The organism is Klebsiella sp. MBT K-1 (genome assembly GCF_002556465.1).
Lineage (GTDB): Bacteria > Pseudomonadota > Gammaproteobacteria > Enterobacterales > Enterobacteriaceae > Klebsiella > Klebsiella grimontii.
Genome location: NZ_PDEL01000013.1, coordinates 172802 through 191962 on the forward strand (window position 1 = coordinate 172802; position 19161 = coordinate 191962).

19 protein-coding genes and 1 pseudogene are annotated in these 19161 nt (G+C 46.1%); 5 read left to right on the forward strand and 15 right to left on the reverse strand.

Annotation, left to right across the window (positions count from 1 at the left end; all coding sequences use genetic code 11):
- Positions 1-12 precede the first annotated feature (12 nt).
- The 8 genes from CMQ96_RS20205 to CMQ96_RS20240 form a co-directional block, all read right to left on the reverse strand.
- The gene (locus CMQ96_RS20205) at positions 13-285 is read right to left on the reverse strand and encodes an HPr family phosphocarrier protein (protein WP_098067249.1); all 273 of its coding nucleotides are present in this window, start codon (positions 283-285) and stop codon (positions 13-15) included.
- 43 nt (positions 286-328) lie between these two features.
- Positions 329-1168, reverse strand: coding sequence for a class II aldolase (locus CMQ96_RS20210; protein WP_098067250.1), 840 nt, complete (start codon positions 1166-1168; stop codon positions 329-331).
- Positions 1169-1173: 5 nt separating this feature from the next.
- Complete coding sequence (locus tag CMQ96_RS20215; RefSeq protein WP_064372022.1) at positions 1174-1917, reverse strand: GntR family transcriptional regulator; 744 nt, start codon at positions 1915-1917, stop codon at positions 1174-1176.
- A 180-nt stretch (positions 1918-2097) separates the two neighbouring features.
- Positions 2098-3132 (reverse strand): zinc-dependent dehydrogenase, encoded by a 1035-nt coding sequence (locus CMQ96_RS20220; protein WP_098067251.1) that lies wholly within the window; start codon positions 3130-3132, stop codon positions 2098-2100.
- A complete protein-coding gene (locus CMQ96_RS20225; RefSeq protein WP_098067252.1) occupies positions 3132-4643 on the reverse strand; it encodes an L-fuculokinase in 1512 nt (503 codons plus the stop codon). The genes CMQ96_RS20220 and CMQ96_RS20225 overlap by 1 nt, the downstream gene beginning before the upstream one ends.
- Positions 4644-4717: 74 nt before the next feature.
- Positions 4718-6109, reverse strand: a complete 1392-nt coding sequence (locus tag CMQ96_RS20230; RefSeq protein ID WP_141522399.1) for a PTS galactitol transporter subunit IIC — start codon at positions 6107-6109, stop codon at positions 4718-4720.
- A gap of 11 nt (positions 6110-6120) precedes the next feature.
- Entirely contained in the window at positions 6121-6402 is a 282-nt protein-coding gene (locus CMQ96_RS20235; protein WP_098067254.1) for a PTS sugar transporter subunit IIB, read from the reverse strand.
- A gap of 59 nt (positions 6403-6461) precedes the next feature.
- Complete coding sequence (locus tag CMQ96_RS20240; RefSeq protein ID WP_176518997.1) at positions 6462-6926, reverse strand: PTS sugar transporter subunit IIA; 465 nt, start codon at positions 6924-6926, stop codon at positions 6462-6464.
- 425 nt (positions 6927-7351) lie between these two features.
- Between CMQ96_RS20240 and CMQ96_RS20245 the strand changes: the two genes are divergently transcribed.
- Together CMQ96_RS20245 and CMQ96_RS20250 are read left to right on the forward strand one after the other, a co-directional pair.
- Positions 7352-8203 carry an aldo/keto reductase gene (locus tag CMQ96_RS20245; protein WP_098067256.1) on the forward strand — a complete coding sequence of 284 codons (852 nt, stop codon included), beginning with the start codon at positions 7352-7354 and terminating at the stop codon, positions 8201-8203.
- 26 nt (positions 8204-8229) lie between these two features.
- Complete coding sequence (locus tag CMQ96_RS20250) at positions 8230-9219, forward strand: aldo/keto reductase (protein ID WP_098067257.1); 990 nt, start codon at positions 8230-8232, stop codon at positions 9217-9219.
- Positions 9220-9253: 34 nt separating this feature from the next.
- On the opposite strand, the gene CMQ96_RS20255 is transcribed toward CMQ96_RS20250, so the two are convergent.
- Positions 9254-10147: a LysR family transcriptional regulator gene (locus CMQ96_RS20255; RefSeq protein WP_016243455.1), complete on the reverse strand. Its 894-nt coding sequence runs from the start codon at positions 10145-10147 to the stop codon at positions 9254-9256.
- Positions 10148-10295: 148 nt separating this feature from the next.
- Here CMQ96_RS20255 and CMQ96_RS20260 point away from each other — a divergent pair, with 148 nt between their 5' ends.
- The 3 genes and pseudogenes from CMQ96_RS20260 to CMQ96_RS28925 form a co-directional block, all read left to right on the forward strand.
- The gene (locus CMQ96_RS20260; RefSeq protein ID WP_098067258.1) at positions 10296-11087 is read left to right on the forward strand and encodes an SDR family oxidoreductase; all 792 of its coding nucleotides are present in this window, start codon (positions 10296-10298) and stop codon (positions 11085-11087) included.
- Between the two features lie 123 nt (positions 11088-11210).
- Positions 11211-11462: a DUF1471 domain-containing protein gene (locus CMQ96_RS20265; RefSeq protein WP_047740926.1), complete on the forward strand. Its 252-nt coding sequence runs from the start codon at positions 11211-11213 to the stop codon at positions 11460-11462.
- Positions 11463-11517: 55 nt separating this feature from the next.
- Positions 11518-11658: pseudogene (locus tag CMQ96_RS28925) on the forward strand (AraC family transcriptional regulator); the annotation flags it as partial.
- 8 nt (positions 11659-11666) lie between these two features.
- Here CMQ96_RS28925 and CMQ96_RS20275 read toward each other — a convergent pair.
- The 6 genes from CMQ96_RS20275 to CMQ96_RS20305 form a co-directional block, all read right to left on the reverse strand.
- The gene (locus CMQ96_RS20275; RefSeq protein WP_098067259.1) at positions 11667-12458 is read right to left on the reverse strand and encodes a Cthe_2314 family HEPN domain-containing protein; all 792 of its coding nucleotides are present in this window, start codon (positions 12456-12458) and stop codon (positions 11667-11669) included.
- 52 nt (positions 12459-12510) lie between these two features.
- On the reverse strand, positions 12511-13752 hold the full coding sequence (locus tag CMQ96_RS20280) for a DUF3644 domain-containing protein (RefSeq protein WP_032694012.1): 1242 nt from the start codon (positions 13750-13752) through the stop codon (positions 12511-12513).
- Positions 13753-13859: 107 nt separating this feature from the next.
- A complete protein-coding gene (locus CMQ96_RS20285) occupies positions 13860-15044 on the reverse strand; it encodes an integrase arm-type DNA-binding domain-containing protein (RefSeq protein WP_098067260.1) in 1185 nt (394 codons plus the stop codon).
- A gap of 594 nt (positions 15045-15638) precedes the next feature.
- A complete protein-coding gene (locus tag CMQ96_RS20290; protein ID WP_098067261.1) occupies positions 15639-16766 on the reverse strand; it encodes a hypothetical protein in 1128 nt (375 codons plus the stop codon).
- Between the two features lie 102 nt (positions 16767-16868).
- Entirely contained in the window at positions 16869-17279 is a 411-nt protein-coding gene (locus tag CMQ96_RS20295; protein ID WP_048271066.1) for a hypothetical protein, read from the reverse strand.
- A 355-nt stretch (positions 17280-17634) separates the two neighbouring features.
- A complete protein-coding gene (locus tag CMQ96_RS20305; RefSeq protein ID WP_087525796.1) occupies positions 17635-18327 on the reverse strand; it encodes a Rha family transcriptional regulator in 693 nt (230 codons plus the stop codon).
- Positions 18328-19161 lie beyond the last annotated feature (834 nt).

Below are 19161 nucleotides of genomic sequence, written 5' to 3' on the forward strand. Positions count from 1 at the left end.
GAATAAAATGGATTATTCTTCTTTCTCGCCAAAGCCGCTGGCAAATAACCCTTTAATTTCATCCATCAGAACCTGTTCGTCAGGTCCTTCGCAGATTATCTCTATACTGGAGTTTCCTTTAACTCCGGCTCCCAATACACTCATCAGGCCTTTAATAGCAGTCTCTTTGCCATTATTGATAAGCGTAACAGAAGACTCATATTTTTTTAGCGTTTTAATAAACGTGGCTGCAGGACGTGCGTGCAGGCCTGTGCTATTTACAACACGAATATTTTCTCGAATCATTTTTATATCCAACTCTGAATAATGAATAAAAGTAAAATATAAATCAGGAGGCCTTGTTCATCATCAGAATTTTACTATAGACGTCAGCTTCCACCGCATCTTTCGCTCCCGACATTACTTTTGCCAGGTTTGCTTCATTGTTATTTTTAGTCCATGCCTGTCCGACGGTAGTAATAAATGCCTTACGCAGGTCGCTGGCAATATTAAGTTTCACGACATTATAGTTCACAAAACTACGGATGATAGCTTCATCGATCCCGGACCCTCCATGGATAACCAGCGGACACGGACATACTTTAGCGATCTCTTGTAATAAAGGGATATCAATGCGCGGAATATCTTCAAGGCCGTGAACGTTGCCGACGGAAACTGCCAGCATGCTACATCCAGTCTCTTCCACAAAACGACGCACCTGATTGACATCCGTCTTACAGTCAGCCTCACTGACGTGGTCATCTTCTTTACCCAGAATCGCGCCAAGTTCCGCTTCTACAGGTACGCCAAACGATTTACAGAAATCTACAGCTTCTTTAGTAAACGCAATATTTTCTTCATACGGCAACTCTGCACCGTCAATCATCACTGAGGTGAAGCCTGCACGAACAGCTCGCTTAACATCATCCAGCTCTTTACCATGATCAAGATGGAGACTGACCGGCACATCCATGGTCGCAGCGCGTTTACGCACGATTTCATAGATATAGTCATAACCCGACAGTTTTGCGTTTGTCGGTGCTATCTGAATAAAGTTAGGCAATCCTGAACGCTCAATCGCGTCCAGAATCGAGATAGTGGTTTCCAGGTTAGTGGTGTTGAAGGCACCCGCCAGGACACGTTTTTCACGGATACGATCGAGCAGGATATTACCGTTTACTAATGGCATGATATTTACCTCTTTCTTCGTTGAAGTACTGTACCCAAATAATATTTATCTGATTTCAGCCAGACATTGCCAAAATCAAATGGCATATGATTATCGAGGAAAACCAGCTGTTCCAGATGAAGCACCGGTGCTTCTTCATTTACTTCCAGATAGTGTCCCCGTTCACTACCCACAATTTTCGCGGCATAGCGACTTTCAGAGTATTCAATTGTTCTTCCCGTCATGGTTTCGACGGTCTGAAACAGGTTATGCTTATTAAAATCAACCTCGGTTATTCCCGGACACAGCGCCATATTGATTCTGTTTTCAATTAACATGACTCTTTCCCCATCCACACTACGGATCCGTTTAAGGAAAAAAATGGGTGTACCGGGATCGATCTGCAACTTTTCCGCCACTCCTTTTGAGGCCTTCTCGATATAGGAGTCAATCACCTCGGTTGTAAAAGATAAGTGCTGACTTTCAAGCGACTCTGCGAAAGAAAGCAACCCTTCCCCCAGTGAGTAAGAGATATTCTCTTTTTTCACAAAGGTCCCCTTTCCCTGAACCTGAACCAGCAAACCCTCATTTACCAGCATGGTGACACCTTTCTTTACCGTGCCACGACTGACCTGTAGGATTTCCATGATCTGATTTTCAGAGGGAATCCTGTCTCCTTTACTCAATTCGCCTTTATAAATTTTTCCGCGAACCCACTCAGAAACTTGCATATATAAAGGAATTTCAGAGTCTTGCAGTATGGTACTCATGTGATGCTTCTCCTGTGTGGATCATCTGTATACAAGTATGAACAACTCTTGATAATACAGCGTTTTCAAAAATTAAACTATATGACCAACTTCACAGTTTCAGCCCCACATACTGATGCTCGTACGGCAACGCTTCCCATGCTCAAGAGGGCCCCCGCATAGAAAGCGGGGGCACAACCTTTATACGTCAGATTTAATGATGACTTTCAGTACGTCATTATCTGGATTGGAAGCAAATTCAATCGCTTCAGCCATCCGAGACAGCGGCCAGGTATGGGTGATCATGTCCTTCGTATTGATTTTGTCTTTTTCCACAATCTCAATCGCTTCTTTCATGTCATAAGGAGTCAATGAGTAGGTGCCAACGATTGAAATTTCATCCCGGAACAGTCTGCCTGCATCAATTTCCACCACCGGATTTTTATCAAATGGCGAGAACACAACAATTCTTCCCCCGCGACGTACAACATTCACTGCCTGAGAAACCAGGGACGAGACCCCGGCGGCAATGATCACCACATCAGGTCCTTTCCCCTGCGTGATTTCTGCCACGCGGGTTTCAACATCTTCGTTTGCCGGGTCGATTGCGTGGGTTACCCCTACCTTCAGCGCCAGTTCACGCTTGAACCGGGAAAGGTCGGAAACAATCACAGTCGAGGCACCTTTCAGCGCCGCCAGCTGTGCGCTGACCAGGCCAATGGTTCCGGATCCCAGAACCAGTACCGTATCTTTTGGGTGAATATTGGATGATTTCAGTCCATGTAAGCAGCAGGCGACAGGCTCAATCATTGCCGCCCGGTCCCAATCAAGACTGTCAATAATTCGGTGCGTCAGATGTTCAACATGCTGGCGCGGGATACGAATAAACTCACTAAACCCACCGGGTTCCAGATTTGTTTGCTTGAACTGATCGCACAGGGTGAAGAACCCCCGGTCGCAGTAATGGCAGTTAAAGCAGGGAACATGAATAGCGGTTACCACACGCTCACCAACCCGGTAGCGGGTAACATCCTTGCCAACTTTCACCACTTCCCCCGACACTTCATGGCCGAGGATTATCGGGCCGGTCACCGTCTGGTGCTGCGCTTTATGAATGTCAGTACCGCACAGGCCACAGGAATGCATTTTGATGAGTATGTCACCGTCGCCAATTTCTGGCTCCTCAACATCTTCATATCGGATATCATTTTTACTGTAGTAAACGCTGGCTTTCATTAGTTAACTCCATTGCAGAGACGCTCAGTACGCATCTTGGATTCATAAAGCGGTTTGTAGACCTGAGTGTAAATTGCCTGATAGTGGGTCACGGCATCACTCTCCGGCAGGTAGCGTCGGGTCTGTTCTTCACTTGTTCCGGACAGACACTCCACTTCCACACCGACAGCTTTCGCAGCCAGCATGGCGGCCCCTTTGCTCACGGCCTCATTGACATTACATGCCACGATTTCCCGGTTAAGAATATTGGCCTTAAGCTGTAACCAGTATGGGTTTTTGCAGGCAGCGCCAATCACATTCACAACCGGATAATTATTCCCTGTCAGCGTTTCGTATAAATCCAGCAGATTGCGAAGTTCGAAACACAATCCCTGGAACACAAAGCGCAGAACATCCTCCGGTCGTGACTTATCATCAAGACCGTAAATTAATGCACGGGACCAGGTATTTCTGTCCGGAGGGCCACTACCCCGCAGATGGGGAATGAAGATGCCGTCAAGCGCACTTGCCACTGCCATGTCTCGCTCGTTACGCAGGGTATCCACCATTCGCAGAAATCCAGGCATATCGAGTTCAAAGAGGTTTCTGAACCATTCGATGGCATACCCGGCAGAAGGCAGTGAGGCATACAGGGAATGAAGCCCCGGAAGCACATGCACGCCATTTGACACTCTGGCGCGGAAAAAACGCCCGGTGTTATTGACCGCTTCGGTGACTACCAGTAATCCTTCGGTCGTCCCAGTGGAATTCAGGATTTGATCTTCACGGGTCAGACCGACAGCCACGGAGCCGCACATATGATCATGCCCTGCAATGGCGACACGGGTATCCATTGTCAATCCGGTCCGTTCAGAAACATCAGACGTAACGGTACCAATCGCAACACCGGCCTGGACCAGCGGACTGAACAAAGATGGAGAAAGTTCAGCCGCATGTATGAGCTGTTCATCCCAGTCCATTTCAGCGATGTTTAATGCCATCGTCCGTGATGCCAGAGAATATTCTGAGCGTTTCACGCCCGATAATTTGAAAGCAATGAATTCCGCAAGGCATAACCATTTACAGCCTTCACGGGCATTACTATTATTCTCCTGCAACCACTTAATTTTATTGACGCTGTAATTAGAATGAGCAGGAATACCTGTTATTTCATAGATATGTTCAATATCCATTGCGGAAATAATATTTTCCAACTGCTGTTTGGGGCGCGTGTCATACCAGGTTAGAACTGGGCCAACGACATTATCATTATTATCAAGTAAGACACCAGATTCTCCCACGCTGGCAACCGCCACTGCGCTGATTTGCTCAGCATTATCCAGATTATTCGTTATCGTTTTGAGACCATGAAGTACCCCGTCCCAGATGAGGTGAACATCAAAATCAGTATTTTCTCCGTCCTCAATTTTGGGCGTTCCAAAACTATACTGATTAATTAACTCCAGAGAAGGAATTGTAAACAAACACACCTTACAATTGGTCGTACCAATATCGATTCCGATCGTATACATCACTCTCCCCTTTTTGCAAGGGACTACGTTTGTTTAATTCAGAAGCAGATCTCTCTGCTTCTGAATAGACAGGATTATTTTGCTACTGGAATATCTGCCGAAGTAACTTCATTTTCTGCTGCCTCTTCTGCTTTCAGCTGTTTTTTAGTCACACGATATAGCCACAGACACAGCAGGAAGATGACAGGAATAAGCACCAGGGCAATACTATTTCCTTCAAAGATCTTGACTGCCCAGAAACGATACGGATTACCGCCATCCAGCAGGCTGGAAATTTCACCGCCAGTTTTTACTGGGAAATTCATATCTTTGGCAATTTTCGTCAGAATCGGCGCTGCAGCTGAAGCCACATACAGATTCACTGCCAGGCATGGAATGCCAATGATAAACGCTCTGACAATATTGCCACGACAAGCCAGCACTACCATGGAAATTGGTACCCAGATATTCGCCAGGTCACCCAGTGGCAGCAAGCGGTTACCCGGCAGAACTACCGAGAGCAATACAGCAACCGGGATCAGCAAGAGTGCAGTGGACAATACTGACGGATGCCCCACTGCAACCGCGATGTCCAGTCCAATGTATAAGTCGTGGCGGTCAGGATAACGTTTTTTAAGGAAACTACGCACCGCGTCTGACAATGGAAGTAAACCTTCCATCAGCAACTTAACCATGCGAGGCATAATCAGCATCACCGCACCAAGGCTCATCGCCAGGTTAAGAACGCCTTTGAGATCATATTCTGCCAGCAGACCAATCCCCGCCCCCAGAATGACTCCTAACATCATCGGTTCGCCAAAGACACCAAAACGCTTCTGAATCTGATCTGGATCGGCATTCAGTTTGTTAATGCCGGGAACTTTATCAAGCACCATATTTCCCAACACACCTATCGGGAAGAAAATAACCGACGATAGCGTTGGCAGCGAAATACCTGGTAGATTGAAGTACTTCTGAATCATCGGGGCACACCAGTCTGCCATCACAAACGTGATCGCAGCGGTGACACCTGCAATCAGCAACCCAAAGAAGAAGTTACCGGTTACCCCGTAAACCATCGCCCCAACCATCGAGAAATGCCAGAAGTTCCAGACATCAATATCAACCGTCTTAGTCCAGTTCAGGGTTAGCATTAACACGTTAATACCGATAGTCATCGGCACAACAAATGGCGCGATCTGAGAAGCCCATGCAATGGCTGCCAGCGGAGTCCAGCCCAGGTCTACAACCGGCAAATCGATTCCAGTATGGTTGACCATTTCCTTGGCTGCTGGCCCCAGACTGTCGACCAGTAAGCCAAAGACCAGAAAGATACCGATGAAACCCATACCGATGGTCAGCGCCGAGCGTATTGCCCGGCTAAAACCTGTCTGAAGACACATTGCCATGATAAATATAATTATCGGCAACATGACCGTCGGACCAAGCCCCAGAATATACTGGATGGCGGAAAATACTTTATCCATCATGCTTACCTTTATTGTTTAAGGATGGCTACGATTTTTTCAAGTAACTCTTCTTCGCCAAATCCAGTCAGCAGAGGAAGACCATTAAGAACAGGTGTCTTCAGTTCCGTTTTAACCGCTGATGTCACGATAATTAAATCAGCCATGCCATCCTGTTTACCAATGGTGCCAATATTCGACTGCATCGGTTCAACATTAATTCCCTGAGTTTTGCAGTACTGAACTACTTTTTCAGTTGCTACCGCAGAAGTCGCAATACCACTAGTACAAGCGAAGATGATTTTTTTGTTCATTTCAGACTCCAGATATTAATGAGGGTAATGAGGTAAGAAAAAATTCATGCTTAGGGTTTTTAATAAAGATTCTTTGCCAGAAGTTCCATAACGTCATCCTTTGATTTCGCCCAAAGAATTTGATCCATTTCATTGCTGCGCTGAAAAAGCGAAATGAGCTTCATCAGAAATTCCAGATGCGCATTTTTTTCTTTCAGCAGTAAAAAGAAAATGACATTCACCTTCATGGTGGAGTCGGGATCCTCTGCTTGATTAAATACGATCCCCTCAGGACAGGTGACCACAACCAGTTTCTCTTCCCGGACATGCTCAACATCGACGTGAGGGATCGCGACCCCCATTTTTTCCAACTGCATTGCCGTGGGATGATTTTCTTCCCGGGCGATTAATGCCTCGGGGTAACTTTGTTCAACATAGTTTTTTGAAAGCAATAACTTACTGACAGAATTGAAAAGAATGTTTCTATCCAGGGGGGGCTCATTCAGGAGAATGAGTTCAGGTTCAAGTCTAGAATTCAAAGACATAACAGTTGGCCTCATAATGGCTGTCAATGTTTAAATATGCAAACAGATGACAGGTATACTTGTCTATGTACAACTATATTCAACTTGTTTGAAAGTTACCCCTAACCACATAAATAACGCAACCTGCGTCGTTAAAATTTGAGCCTAAGGTCACAAAAAAGTATCTACCTGTTTTCTAACATGGATGACCAAAACAAAAAATATCAAATAAAATCAATTATTTACTTTGAATTGATAACCTTATCCATTTTCCATGAACTTGAGTCCATACAAAGAGTCTAAATTCCGTTCTTGGCACAAAGCTGACCATCAACCTCCCTCCAAATTAATGAACACATCTAATAAACCCTAGCTAATTACCCCATCTAATCGAATAAATCACTTTGCGTTATGCTTTTCCTACACAACAGCTGAAGGATAACGTCATGCAAACTGTAAAACTGAACAACGGGATTGAAATGCCCCTGCTGGGCTTTGGTGTATTTCAGATGTCTGATGCCGCTGAATGCGAAAGAGCAGTTATTGATGCCATCAATACGGGATATCGCCTGATCGATACCGCCGCGTCTTACCAGAATGAAACCCAGGTCGGGAATGCCCTAAAACAAAGCGGTATCGCCCGTAACGAGCTCTTTGTAACGACCAAACTTTGGCTACAGGATACCAATTACGAAGGCGCTAAAGCCCAGTTCGAACGTTCCCTGAATCGGCTGCAACTTGATTACGTCGACCTGTATCTGATTCACCAGCCTTATGGCGATGTCCATGGAGCATGGCGTGCTATGGAAGAACTGCAGCAGGCAGGCAAAATTCGCGCCATTGGTGTCAGCAATTTCCATCCTGACCGACTGGCCGACCTTATCGCCTTCAACACAGTGGCCCCTGCGGTGAACCAGATTGAGGTTAACCCCTTCAATCAGCAGCTGCATGCCGTTCCATGGAACCAGAGCCGTAACATTCAGCCGGAAGCCTGGGCACCGTTTGCTGAGGGAAAAAATGGTCTGTTCCAGCATCCCGTGTTAACGGCAATAGGCCAGAAGTACGGCAAAAGCGTGGGCCAGGTTGTGCTGCGTTGGATCTTCCAGCGAGGTATCGTTTCGCTGGCGAAATCGGTGCGCAAAGAACGCATGGAAGAGAACATCAACATACTCGATTTTGAACTCAGCGCTGAAGATATGCTGCAAATTGCCGCCCTCGACACCGCTACCAGCGCCTTCTTCTCTCACCGTGACCCGGCAATGGTGGAATGGCTGACTGGCCGCAAACTGGATGTTTAAGTCACGATAAAAGAGGTATTCATTCAATGCAAAAACGTTATCTGGGTCAATCCGGACTCGAAGTCTCCGCGCTTGGGCTCGGCTGCATGGGTTTAAGCCACGGCTATGGCCCGGCCACCGATACCCGTCAGGCTATCGAGCTCATTCGCGCTGTGGTTGAACGTGGCGTCACCTTCTTCGATACCGCTGAAGTGTATGGCCCCTTCCTCAATGAAGAGGTTGTCGGTGAAGCCTTAAAACCATTTCGTGACCGCGTAGTCATCGCCACCAAGTTTGGTTTTACTTTTGGCGACGACAACAAGCAGCAGATTTTAAACAGCCGTCCGGAGCATATCCGTGAAGCGGTGGAAGGATCATTACGCCGTCTTAACACTGATGTCATTGACCTGCTATATCAACACCGTGTCGATCCGGACGTCCCGATTGAAGATGTTGCGGGAACAGTGAAGGACCTGATCGCTGAAGGTAAAGTTAAACATTTCGGTCTGTCCGAAGCGGGCGCGCAAACCATTCGTCGTGCGCATGCCGTACAACCTGTCACTGCCCTGCAAAGCGAATATTCAATGTGGTGGCGCGAGCCTGAGCAGGAGATCCTGCCGTTGCTGGAGGAACTGGGTATTGGTTTTGTGCCCTTCAGCCCATTAGGCAAAGGCTTCCTGACGGGCTCGATTAAGCCAGGAACTACTTTTGGGAAAGATGATTATCGCAGCACCGTACCGCGTTTCGCCGGGCAGGCGATTGAAGCCAATGAAAAGCTGGTCTCATTGCTGGGTGAACTGGCGGCAGAGAAAGGCGTGACGTCTGCACAAATCGCGCTGGCATGGTTGCTGGCACAAAAGCCGTGGATTGTTCCTATCCCTGGCACCACCAAACTACATCGGCTGGAGGAAAACCTGAGGGCTGCCGACATCATTCTTTCGCAGGATGACTCATGGCAGATAACCCAGGCGCTTGAAACGATTAAAATCGTCGGCGAGCGTTACTCTCCTGAGCATCAGGCTCGCGTGGGCCGTTAACACTCGAACGGGCCCTCTGCGAATGGGGGACCCGTTATTCCTGGTAGCGAAGTGCATCGATCATCAGCGCAAAAGCTGGCGGATGCTGCTTGCGGCTCGGGTAGTAGAGGTAATATCCGGGGAAAGATGGGCACCAGTCCTGCAAAACCTGAATAAGCTCTCCTGACTTTATATAATCCTGCACTCTATCTTCAGGTATACAGGCGATGCCAAAACCGGATAACGCCGCATCAATTCTTTCCGCCTGCAGATTAAACGTTACCTGCCCTTCCACTCTGACCCTTAACGGTTTCCCTTCCTTCTCAAACTCCCAGTGGTAAAGCCCACCGGCTGTCGGCAGGCGCATATTGATACACCGATGATTTTGTAGCTCGTGCGGCGTTTCAGGGGCCGGGTTTGCAGCGAAATAAGACGGCGCTCCTACGACGGCCATTCTCATGTCCGGCCCAATTCTTACCGCAATCATGTCTTTATCCACGCTTTCCCCCAGACGGATCCCGGCATCAAAACGCCCCTCAACAATATCGACAAAGCCGTTATCAACGACCAGTTCAACATTGATTTCCGGGTATTCCCTGAGGAAGGGTTTTAGCTTCGGCCATACTAGACTTCGCACGGCATGCTCCCCGGCAGATAAACGGATATTACCTGAGGCAGTGCCGTTCAGCTGAACCAGCGATTCCAGTTCCTGCTCGAGATCGGCAATACGGGGTTCAAGGCAGGCAATAATTCGCTCACCGGCTTCCGTAGGGGCAACGCTTCGGGTCGTGCGGGTCAAGAGGCGGATATTCAGCCTTTCCTCCAGAGCCTTCATCGCGTGGCTGAGTGCAGACTGAGAAACGCCCAGTTTGCCCGCTGCTTTGGTAAAACTTCGCTCCCTTGCCACCACAAGAAAGATTTGCAGTTCGTTGAAATTTTCTTTGAGCATCGGCGATTTCCTTATGGAGGCATTCCCTTCATCGCACACTCATGAAGGGTGTTCATAGACACAATCATTTTAGCCCCATTACTGACATTAATGATAATTGATATTCTGACCGTATCGAAAATAAGTCTGAATTATCAGTAGGTTTATCATGAGAATACTCGTTGCAGGGGCGACAGGAAGTATTGGCCTTCATGTCGTCAATACCGCTATCAAAATGGGCCATCAGCCCGTGGCGCTAGTCAGAAATAAACGCAAAGTAAAATTGCTTCCCCGGGAAACAGATATTTTTTACGGCGATGTTTCATTGCCTGAAACACTCACCGAATTACCGAAAGATATTGATGCCATCATCTTCACTCTCGGTTCCGATGGTCAGGGTCGTATTGGTGCCAGGGCGATAGATTATGGCGGAGTGCGCAATATTTTACGAATATTCAGGGATGTGTCTGTTCGTATCAGCCTGATGACCACGATTGGCGTGACTGAACGACTCAGCACCTGGAATCAACGCACTGAGGTTCATGACTGGAAAAGACGTGCCGAGCGTCTGGTCAGGGCCACTGGTCACCCCTATACCATCGTCAGGCCCGGCTGGTTTGATTACAACAATGATGATGAACACCGAATCGTTATGCTTCAGGGAGATCGTCGCCATGCAGGAACACCGGAAGATGGTGTGATATCCCGGGAGCAAATCGCCCAGGTTCTGGTCAGTGCACTGACCCACGACGAGGCAAAAAATAAAACGTTCGAGCTGGTGGCTGAACGAGGTGAAGCACAGCAGGATCTTAACCCACTGTTTGCAGACCTGCAGGCTGATGATCCACAAAAAAGTGATGGGGTTCTGGACATAGACAATATGCCTCTCCGTGAAGAACCTGACTGCATTATTAACGAGCTGAATTTGTATTCAAAAAAATTAACCAATCGACAACCCTGACAATTTTGTCATATAGCCGTCAGCCTCATGACAGTTTAAGTCTGTATATTTGAATACACAGATGGAGGAAGTTACTCCTGATACAAATCCAGTTTCAAGCATATTGTTAAAGAGGTACTAGATATGAAAACACTACTTATTACTACATTGGTCATGGGGTTTATTTCTGTGAATTCCGTTTCTGCTGCTCAAGAAATTAATCATGCAGATGGGAAAGAAAAGATCGGTGTCGTCTCGGCAAGCAATGCCTATACACTTGATGAGTTATCGGATGCGCTCTCTCGTAAGGCTGATGAGCAAGGAGCAACGTCGTTCAAAATTCTGTCAACCACGGGGAATAATCGACTGCACGGGGTTGCTGAAATCTATAAGTAAATCATTAGCATCCCGACAGGATGTGTCAGAGCCCTCTTATAGTGAGCGTCGTTCTATGTTCAGAAGAGAAGACATCATCGATGAGATAACTCAATGGATTGATTCAAACTTACATAAACCGCTGAAGATAGAGGATGTTGCTGCGCGGGCAGGATACTCCAGGTGGCATCTTCAGCGGATTTTTGTGCAGGTGAAATAATTTATTTACTCCTTCTTTCCATGATAATTATAGAAATGTGCAGATACACCACTCCTGGAATTTATAGATAGCTCTTCATGCCTATCTCTATAATAAAAATAAAGCTCATCGACAATATTTTTACAAGAAGAGAGAGCACTTTGTATTTCATTAACTACAAGATCGTATATTTTATCTCTTGATTTTTCATATATTACATTTAAATCATATCCTTCTAAGTGTGAACCATAGCCCTCTATCCACGACATATTCTTAAACATCTCATCATCATCGGTGTATAAATTACAGAATCCCTTATGAGCTCTTGTATTTCTATCTGTACGTAGAGGACCACCAGAGGAATCAATTATTTTTAAGTTACTCAAAATATCAGAATGAGTGTCTTTAATAATCTTACCGAATTGTTTAATATTTAAAGAGTAATCTGGGATATTAAGTTCTAAAACCTCATTAACAAAATGAAAGGTTATATCGCGAAGGCTTGAAAATCTAAATAATGCCAAATCAACAATTGCCTTAAGCCAATCATATCGATTTATATTTCTTACTTTTGAAACCAATGGCAAATTATTAACCCCTAGCATTTGAGGGATGACTCTTAAATCTACGAATTGTTGTTCTAATGCGTTAAATCTAATATAGGTCAAATGCGCATATGCCATATGGGGATCTGCTTTAGAGAACTCATTCCAATCAGCGTAGGAATGATCATACAGAAAATATGTATTAATCGAATCATAAAGTACCCCTTTGAAAGCAGTCCCCTCCAGATCCCACCAATAATAATCATCTTTCATAAAAAGCCTCGCTGAAGTTAAATGCAAAATCCAAAAAAATATTATTTTAATGTCAGCCTAAAACCTTATCCAACTCTTTACTATCAGAATAAACACTTAGTATTTTACGCACCCATTCCTGATTATATAAATACCCATCAAAACCTTCGATATAACCACAGTACTTCCCTTTTAGAGTTTTATCTACATGAGATGGTCTGACATCAAAATGCTTCCAAAACTTTGCATGAGTACTAAGATTAAAAGACTTATGTTTTTTTTGAACCAACTCAACTACCTTTTTAGGTTTCAACTTAAATTGATTTTCCACTCCTTTGATGAAAGCAATTCCAGTATCAAATTTCTCAAGTTCATCTTCGGTGAGATTATTAACATTGATAAACTCTATAGAAATATCAGAACTTGATGCCTTTTTACCAATCAAGGGGACTAACAAAGCTCTGAGTCGATATTGTTGACTTTCTAATATTTCTTGCTCCAAGTCTCTTTTATAATCCTCGATATATTTCTTAACAATAGTGAAATTTTTTGATTGGACTTTCTTCAAAGCGTCGATCTGCGCTTGCTGAGACATCCTTGTAAGTTGCATTGCAAGAGATAAGTTTACCATTAAAGCATTTTCATCACCAAATTCGTTAATGAGAATATCTTCAAAGTTATTTATTGAAGCCTGGCACTCACCAAAAGTTAGTGTATCTATTTCAGGGAGACCTCGGTGTTCAATGATATTACGTAAACCTATTAAAAAAAATACATTCGATTTTTCTGGGGTATTTCTTCCAAGCCAATATTTTTCACAGCAGGTTTTCAGTTCCCACGCTTTTTTGTCACCATCAACAATTTTATGAGAGCCATCATCATTCAAGTAAAAATAATCAACACCTCTTTTTGCGAATATAGCATGAAATAATGATGTATATGCTATAACTACATTAACTATAAAACCATGAGTTTTAAACTCTGTAAATGGATTATTGTAAACAGAAACAGCAAGCATAGCGAACTCTCTTGCTTTTTTTAAATTAATGCTTCGCTCACTTTTGGCCGGTTCAACGCTCTTCTGACTATGAAGATTTCTGAAGTCTTCCTTACTTAAGTATTTTAATCCAAGTGTGGTATATTGAGCGCCATCCCTTGATATATATTTACTCCATCTTTTAGTTGGATATGTTTTACATGTCTGAACTTTCCAACCAGTAGCCACTGCTAAATCAGCAATAGTAAAAAATTCTTGCCGATTTTCCTTTCCTACTAAAAAATCAAAAGCCTTATCAACCTGATCATATTTTTTCATACAACATCCCTATTTAACTTTTAAAGATGAATATCCTTTTAGATTTGTCTGCGAAAATTTTTTCGCAGACAAATAAAAAGACATTGTACATTCTAAATATATTATTTTTATGTGCTTACATCACACATAAAAGATAACAACTCGCCATACCACTGCATCATCTCCCTCCTCCCGTCCAGATACTGCGCATGGTTATACGTCCCACGAATTGAGTTCTTATCGACGTGAGCCAGCTGTAACTCAATCCAGGCCGAATTGAAACCCTGCTCATGCAAAATGGTACTCATCGTGTGGCGGAATCCATGCCCTGTAACGCGCCCGGCATAGCCGATACGCCTGACCAACACAGTCAATGCCATATCACTCATCGGTTTCTTAGGATTATTACGTCCTGGGAACAGCAACGCTCCTGCTCCCGTCATGGGTTTAAGCTGATTAAGTAGGTCAATTGCCTGGCTTGATAACGGAACCAGATGAGGGCGGCGCATTTTCATGCGTTCCGCTGGTACATTCCAAACCTTTTTCTCAAAATCAAATTCCTGCCACTCCGCTTGCCTCAACTCCCCAGGCCTTACTCCCGTTAAAATAAGCAATTGCATCGCAATCTTAACAAGCACACTACCGGCATAGGTGTTCAGAGTCCGAAGAAACTCTGGCAATTCATCCTGGGTTAAAAAAGCATAGTGCTCTTTCTCATGAGGAGTCACGGCGCTGGCTAGATCTGGTGCTGGATTGTACTCGGCCCTGCCAGTCACCACGGCATACTTCCAGACTTCTCCACAACGCTGGCGAACCTTACGGACCTTCTCAGTTGCTCCTCGTGCTTCTATTTTTGAAAGAACAGCAAGCAACTCCATCGGCTTGATATCTTTGATTGGCCGGTGACCGATATAAGGGAACACATCCTTTTCGAAGGTTCTCAGCATCTCTTCGCGGTAGGAGACAGACCAGCGGTCATAGCGACGCTGATACCACTCCCGCGTGATAGCCTCAAAAGAGTTTTCTGCGTCTTGTTGACGACTAAGTTTCTCAATTTTCCGTTCAAGAGAAGGATCGTTGCCAGCCGCTAATGTCCTTTTAGCATCCTCTCGCTTGCTTCTGGCTTCAGCTAAAGAAACATCGGGGTAAACGCCAATAGCGAGCAGCTTCTCTTTACCTAACGAACGGTATTTGAGACGCCAGTATCTTTTACCATTGGGATTAACCAGCAGGTAAAGCCCACCACCATCGGCCAGTTTGTAGGGCTTCTCTTTGGGTTTCGCAGTTTCAACCTGACGAGCAGTCAGCTTCATTGGGGGTACCTCTCAGCAGGGGGTACAATTATACCCCCATCCATACCCCCACATTGAGCTTGACCCTGGGGGAGTACAATTGAGTTCAATAGACTAATAGGATGCTATAACTGCTGATTTATCAAGGGAAAATTGAGTTTGATAGACTTCAGGAGACTTGAGTTTGGAGCGGGCGAAGGGAATCGAAGTATCGAAGACAATCACCGACTAACCATTTGATTCTTAAAGACAGGTGAATCCGTCTGGTTACACTTATGGTTACACATTGAGTGATCTCTGGTCAATACCCGCAGTTAGATTCCCATGGCAGGAATAGAACCTGAGGTGAGACGTACCGCCCTTCTCCTTTAGAAGGAGGCATACGCTGTGACTGCAAGAAGCAGTAACGGGGGGGAATTACTCACAAGGGAACTATTACATATCCCCCTCAGATTTTTGTGGTGATTTCTTAAAACTCCTCCACTACGTAATACACCAGAAGGAGGACTAGATAGAGCAGCATCAGGTTTGACATAGCGCCTCCTTGCCCTTACTTGATATGTTATATCATAACAGTTGATAAACCCTCAGAGTCTCCTCCAAGGGTTCATAGGGTTAGTCTTCAAACTTCAGGACGTGGACCAACGGATAACTTGCAGCTGCCTCAGTGTCGAACGCTCCAGCCTTAACCTTAACGGTGCCCGTTGCCATGACATCCAGTGCGCCTACCAGTTCGACGTCATAGCCTGCACGGTTAGCATCACGAGTAACCAACACGTTAACGAGGTCGCCACTACGGGTTGAACGGAAAGATAACATAGCGTACTTCTTCGGTAGAATGATAACGCCACGGTCATCACCACTGTAAGGCGCAACGGCAGTGCCTACCAGTTCGCTAATCTCGGTCATACCCGCTTTCTGAGCTGCACGATTGAGGATAGCTTCGTACTTCTCTGGGACCAGTAGAGTGTAATCGGTCAGTGAGGAACCAAGGTAGAAAGGCAGATTCACCGCTACAGCATCCAGAATGTCATCGGCTTGTGCTGACGCTTTGCCAGACAATGCACCAACTTTGGTTGACTGAAGGTCTGGAGCATCCAGCAGCACATCGACAACTTTAGAGGTCATATTACGCAGATACTGGTCAACCATATCGGTAGCCGTAGCCATCAGACCAGCGCCAGTCCAGCCGCCCATCATTGCAAAGTCGGAGACATGGGTAATCGCTGAGCACAGTATGCCAGTTTCTTTAGCGTCCTTGTCGGCAATCACAGGGTTAACCATCAGGGTCTGACCGCCTTTCACCTTAGTGATCGGGGCGTTCTTCGCTGGGTTATACACGCCGTTGGACAGGAAGCGGACGGTGCGATCGGTCAGGGTCTCACGGTTAATCGGAGTCGGTAGAGTGGCAAATGGGCGCTGCTCACAAGGGAATACTTCGGTATTCAACCCATCGATAAAATCACCATCGTTAAGCGTCTCATCAAGTGCAGACTCAAGGGCCTGGACATAATCAGTCACGTCATTACCGAATGCCTGCGGGCGGCCTGAGCGGTCAGTGAAGCCAACATTCATGATCTCGCCTGTACCGTCAGCCTGAGAGATAATCTCGGTGCGCGTCGTGTCAGTACCAAAGACGCTATGCGGAATCTTGTTGCCTTCTTTATCCAGCAGGTGAGCGCGGAGTTCGTCGGTGTGTTTAATCTTTGAATTGTTCGAGTCGATACGTTTTACTTCTGGCATGGGATGCCTCCTTGTATTTAATTTGAATGAGATTGATGTTGGTAGCGGTATGGCACCATGAGTTTTGACCCACAGCGCCATGAGTGGGCGTAGCCGTTGAACTTACAGACCGAATGCAGCGCCTTTACGGCTGAAGCGACGCTCAAGGTCTGCCTTACGTTCCTTACGCTCTGCGGCCTCTTTAGCGATTTCTTCAGGGGTTGCATACATAGCGGCGATGCGCTGACGGTCTTTCTCGTTCTCAATGCGCTGACGCTCAGCTTCTCTACGTGCCTCTGCGTTGCTCTCAGACCACGCTCGGGAATACGCCCCGTAGTCATTAGCGTTAAGACCAGCAGCGTGTAGAGCTGTCAGGATGGCGTGTGCGCCTGTGCTCAGGGCAGGCAGACCGTTCAGCATTGAGGTCACTACAATCTCAGTGAAATACTTGGTGGTCATCTCTTGACCGAAGACCAGCACGGTCTCTTTGTCGGCGCTCAGGTTGATGTCGAGCTTACGATATGAAATAGACATAATTTGATTCTCCTTTGAAATGGTTGAACTTATCGGTCTCGCAGGCACGGCTAGTCCTGCGGTCTCCCCGCATCGGTCAGTTCAAAAGAGTGGTGATAATGTGGTATTGCTGCGGCTAGTGGCTTACTTGAAGTCCATCGGGGTCAACCCTTCAGCGGTCGCCATGAGACATAGCGCACCTTTCGAGTAATACATATCGGGCCGGGTGTGCTTCGGTGGGAGACCCAGCGCGGCTACGAGTATGGCTGTAGGCACATCCAGCAGGCGCATAGCTTTACGGCCTTCAGGTGTCCGGGGTCAATCTTCACGTCTACACTGTAAGTGGGCGGTAGGTCTGGCGGTAGGATCTTCACGATTACAGACCCTCATTTTGAGGAGCTGTACTAGCGACATCCAGTAGGTGCTTCTGCTTCTCGGCGTCTGTACCGTGAATTTCGATAACCTTTCCGCGCATCTTTAGGACATGCTCAGGTTGACCAAAGAATTCCAGTCCCTTGGCGTTGAACCGAATGTTAATGCCGCTCGGGTTGAATCGCTGGTCAGTTGGCTTGATGACCCGGAAGTATTCCGCATATTTTGGATTGACTGACCATTCACCACTGACGGGGTGGACCTGAAAGAGCTTTCGTTCCCGCTTGAGGATGTTCATCAACTTCTGAGCAGGTAGACCATGCGTCTTGCAGTAATCGCCCCATGTTACACCACGGCGGTTAGCCGACTGTACGGCTGCGCGTTTCTGCTGGTCTTCCAATCGGAGGACTTTTTGTTCAAGCATCTGAATGTGGTCGTAGCATTTAGCGCGGAGTTGGACGGAATACCCAGAGACCAGAATAAAGGTATGCTTCCGGTCGAGTCGGTACATGCTATATGTTTCGCCATTCTGGGTATTAACGTAGGTGTCCTCAAAACTGAGGAGACCCCCATCCGGATATATTTCATCAAGCATCTTACGAACATCGCGAATAACGTTGTCGTGTCGCTTACCCGTCAACTCCGCGATTTCTTTTGAGGTCATCGAGATGAGCTGGTCAAGATTGATAATGTTCATTTACGTGTACTCCTTATGTGACGCCTCTATGTTCGCACCTACCGCCAGCCAACCAGACCCCACGTAAAGGAAACTGTCGGTAGCATAAAGGCGTTACATAAAGACTGGTTTTAATAACGGTCTGCGATGACCATGGATAGGTGAGGACCAATCGGACGAACTCAGGGGCGGCACGTCATGTGTGACCGGAGACCCTGTATGATGTTCAATGGCTGGCGCAGCTAGCACTGCTGGTGGTGGTGCGAGTGGCGGTAAATCCGCACCAGAAGCGTCTCTGGGTTCATGGCCCAAAGCTGATACACACGATGTTGCCAGTTGTCTGGCGTTGATTACTACCTAAAGATTTCACAATGAGGTACATCAGCGCATCGGCAAGGAGCCATGCCCAGAGTAGGCTTCGGGTGAGGACTGACGGTTGTACAGAAAGAGAACCATGTGTTGACAGCAGCACTAGATGCGCTAGCGAAGTGGTATTCAGACCGTCTCCCTATAGTGCTACCTAATTATCCAAGGGCTGACCGCTGGAGACACAGAGGACTGTGAGTGGCCCAGAGTATGGTGATTATTAATGATAAATATCATCACCTCTTTAAGTTCACTTGGGGTAATACTCAAAGTTCCAATAGTTATCTTTTAATTAATCTATTATTTAAACTATAAGTATCTTAATGGTCTTTAAGTAAACTTTAAGTTAGCCCCTGTAGGCTCGTGTCTATTATTAGTATAAAGACTATTTGCTATTCACTCATCGACTGACCTAAATAGATGCGCGGAATAGTAGATCACTGAAAGGGAACTCAGCCCGGATTGTGCGATCTGATCAATCGCCAAACC

What these genes read in the sequence shown, in the direction of transcription:
- CMQ96_RS20205 (WP_098067249.1), bottom strand. Translation starts at nt 285, where the DNA reads ATGATTCGAGAAAATATTCGTGTTGTAAATAGCACAGGCCTGCACGCA.
- CMQ96_RS20210 (WP_098067250.1), bottom strand. Translation starts at nt 1,168, where the DNA reads ATGCCATTAGTAAACGGTAATATCCTGCTCGATCGTATCCGTGAAAAA.
- CMQ96_RS20215 (WP_064372022.1), bottom strand. Translation starts at nt 1,917, where the DNA reads ATGAGTACCATACTGCAAGACTCTGAAATTCCTTTATATATGCAAGTT.
- CMQ96_RS20220 (WP_098067251.1), bottom strand. Translation starts at nt 3,132, where the DNA reads ATGAAAGCCAGCGTTTACTACAGTAAAAATGATATCCGATATGAAGAT.
- CMQ96_RS20225 (WP_098067252.1), bottom strand. Translation starts at nt 4,643, where the DNA reads ATGTATACGATCGGAATCGATATTGGTACGACCAATTGTAAGGTGTGT.
- CMQ96_RS20230 (WP_141522399.1), bottom strand. Translation starts at nt 6,109, where the DNA reads ATGGATAAAGTATTTTCCGCCATCCAGTATATTCTGGGGCTTGGTCCG.
- CMQ96_RS20235 (WP_098067254.1), bottom strand. Translation starts at nt 6,402, where the DNA reads ATGAACAAAAAAATCATCTTCGCTTGTACTAGTGGTATTGCGACTTCT.
- CMQ96_RS20240 (WP_176518997.1), bottom strand. Translation starts at nt 6,926, where the DNA reads ATGTCTTTGAATTCTAGACTTGAACCTGAACTCATTCTCCTGAATGAG.
- CMQ96_RS20245 (WP_098067256.1), top strand. Translation starts at nt 7,352, where the DNA reads ATGCAAACTGTAAAACTGAACAACGGGATTGAAATGCCCCTGCTGGGC.
- CMQ96_RS20250 (WP_098067257.1), top strand. Translation starts at nt 8,230, where the DNA reads ATGCAAAAACGTTATCTGGGTCAATCCGGACTCGAAGTCTCCGCGCTT.
- CMQ96_RS20255 (WP_016243455.1), bottom strand. Translation starts at nt 10,147, where the DNA reads ATGCTCAAAGAAAATTTCAACGAACTGCAAATCTTTCTTGTGGTGGCA.
- CMQ96_RS20260 (WP_098067258.1), top strand. Translation starts at nt 10,296, where the DNA reads ATGAGAATACTCGTTGCAGGGGCGACAGGAAGTATTGGCCTTCATGTC.
- CMQ96_RS20265 (WP_047740926.1), top strand. Translation starts at nt 11,211, where the DNA reads ATGAAAACACTACTTATTACTACATTGGTCATGGGGTTTATTTCTGTG.
- CMQ96_RS20275 (WP_098067259.1), bottom strand. Translation starts at nt 12,458, where the DNA reads ATGAAAGATGATTATTATTGGTGGGATCTGGAGGGGACTGCTTTCAAA.
- CMQ96_RS20280 (WP_032694012.1), bottom strand. Translation starts at nt 13,752, where the DNA reads ATGAAAAAATATGATCAGGTTGATAAGGCTTTTGATTTTTTAGTAGGA.
- CMQ96_RS20285 (WP_098067260.1), bottom strand. Translation starts at nt 15,044, where the DNA reads ATGAAGCTGACTGCTCGTCAGGTTGAAACTGCGAAACCCAAAGAGAAG.
- CMQ96_RS20290 (WP_098067261.1), bottom strand. Translation starts at nt 16,766, where the DNA reads ATGCCAGAAGTAAAACGTATCGACTCGAACAATTCAAAGATTAAACAC.
- CMQ96_RS20295 (WP_048271066.1), bottom strand. Translation starts at nt 17,279, where the DNA reads ATGTCTATTTCATATCGTAAGCTCGACATCAACCTGAGCGCCGACAAA.
- CMQ96_RS20305 (WP_087525796.1), bottom strand. Translation starts at nt 18,327, where the DNA reads ATGAACATTATCAATCTTGACCAGCTCATCTCGATGACCTCAAAAGAA.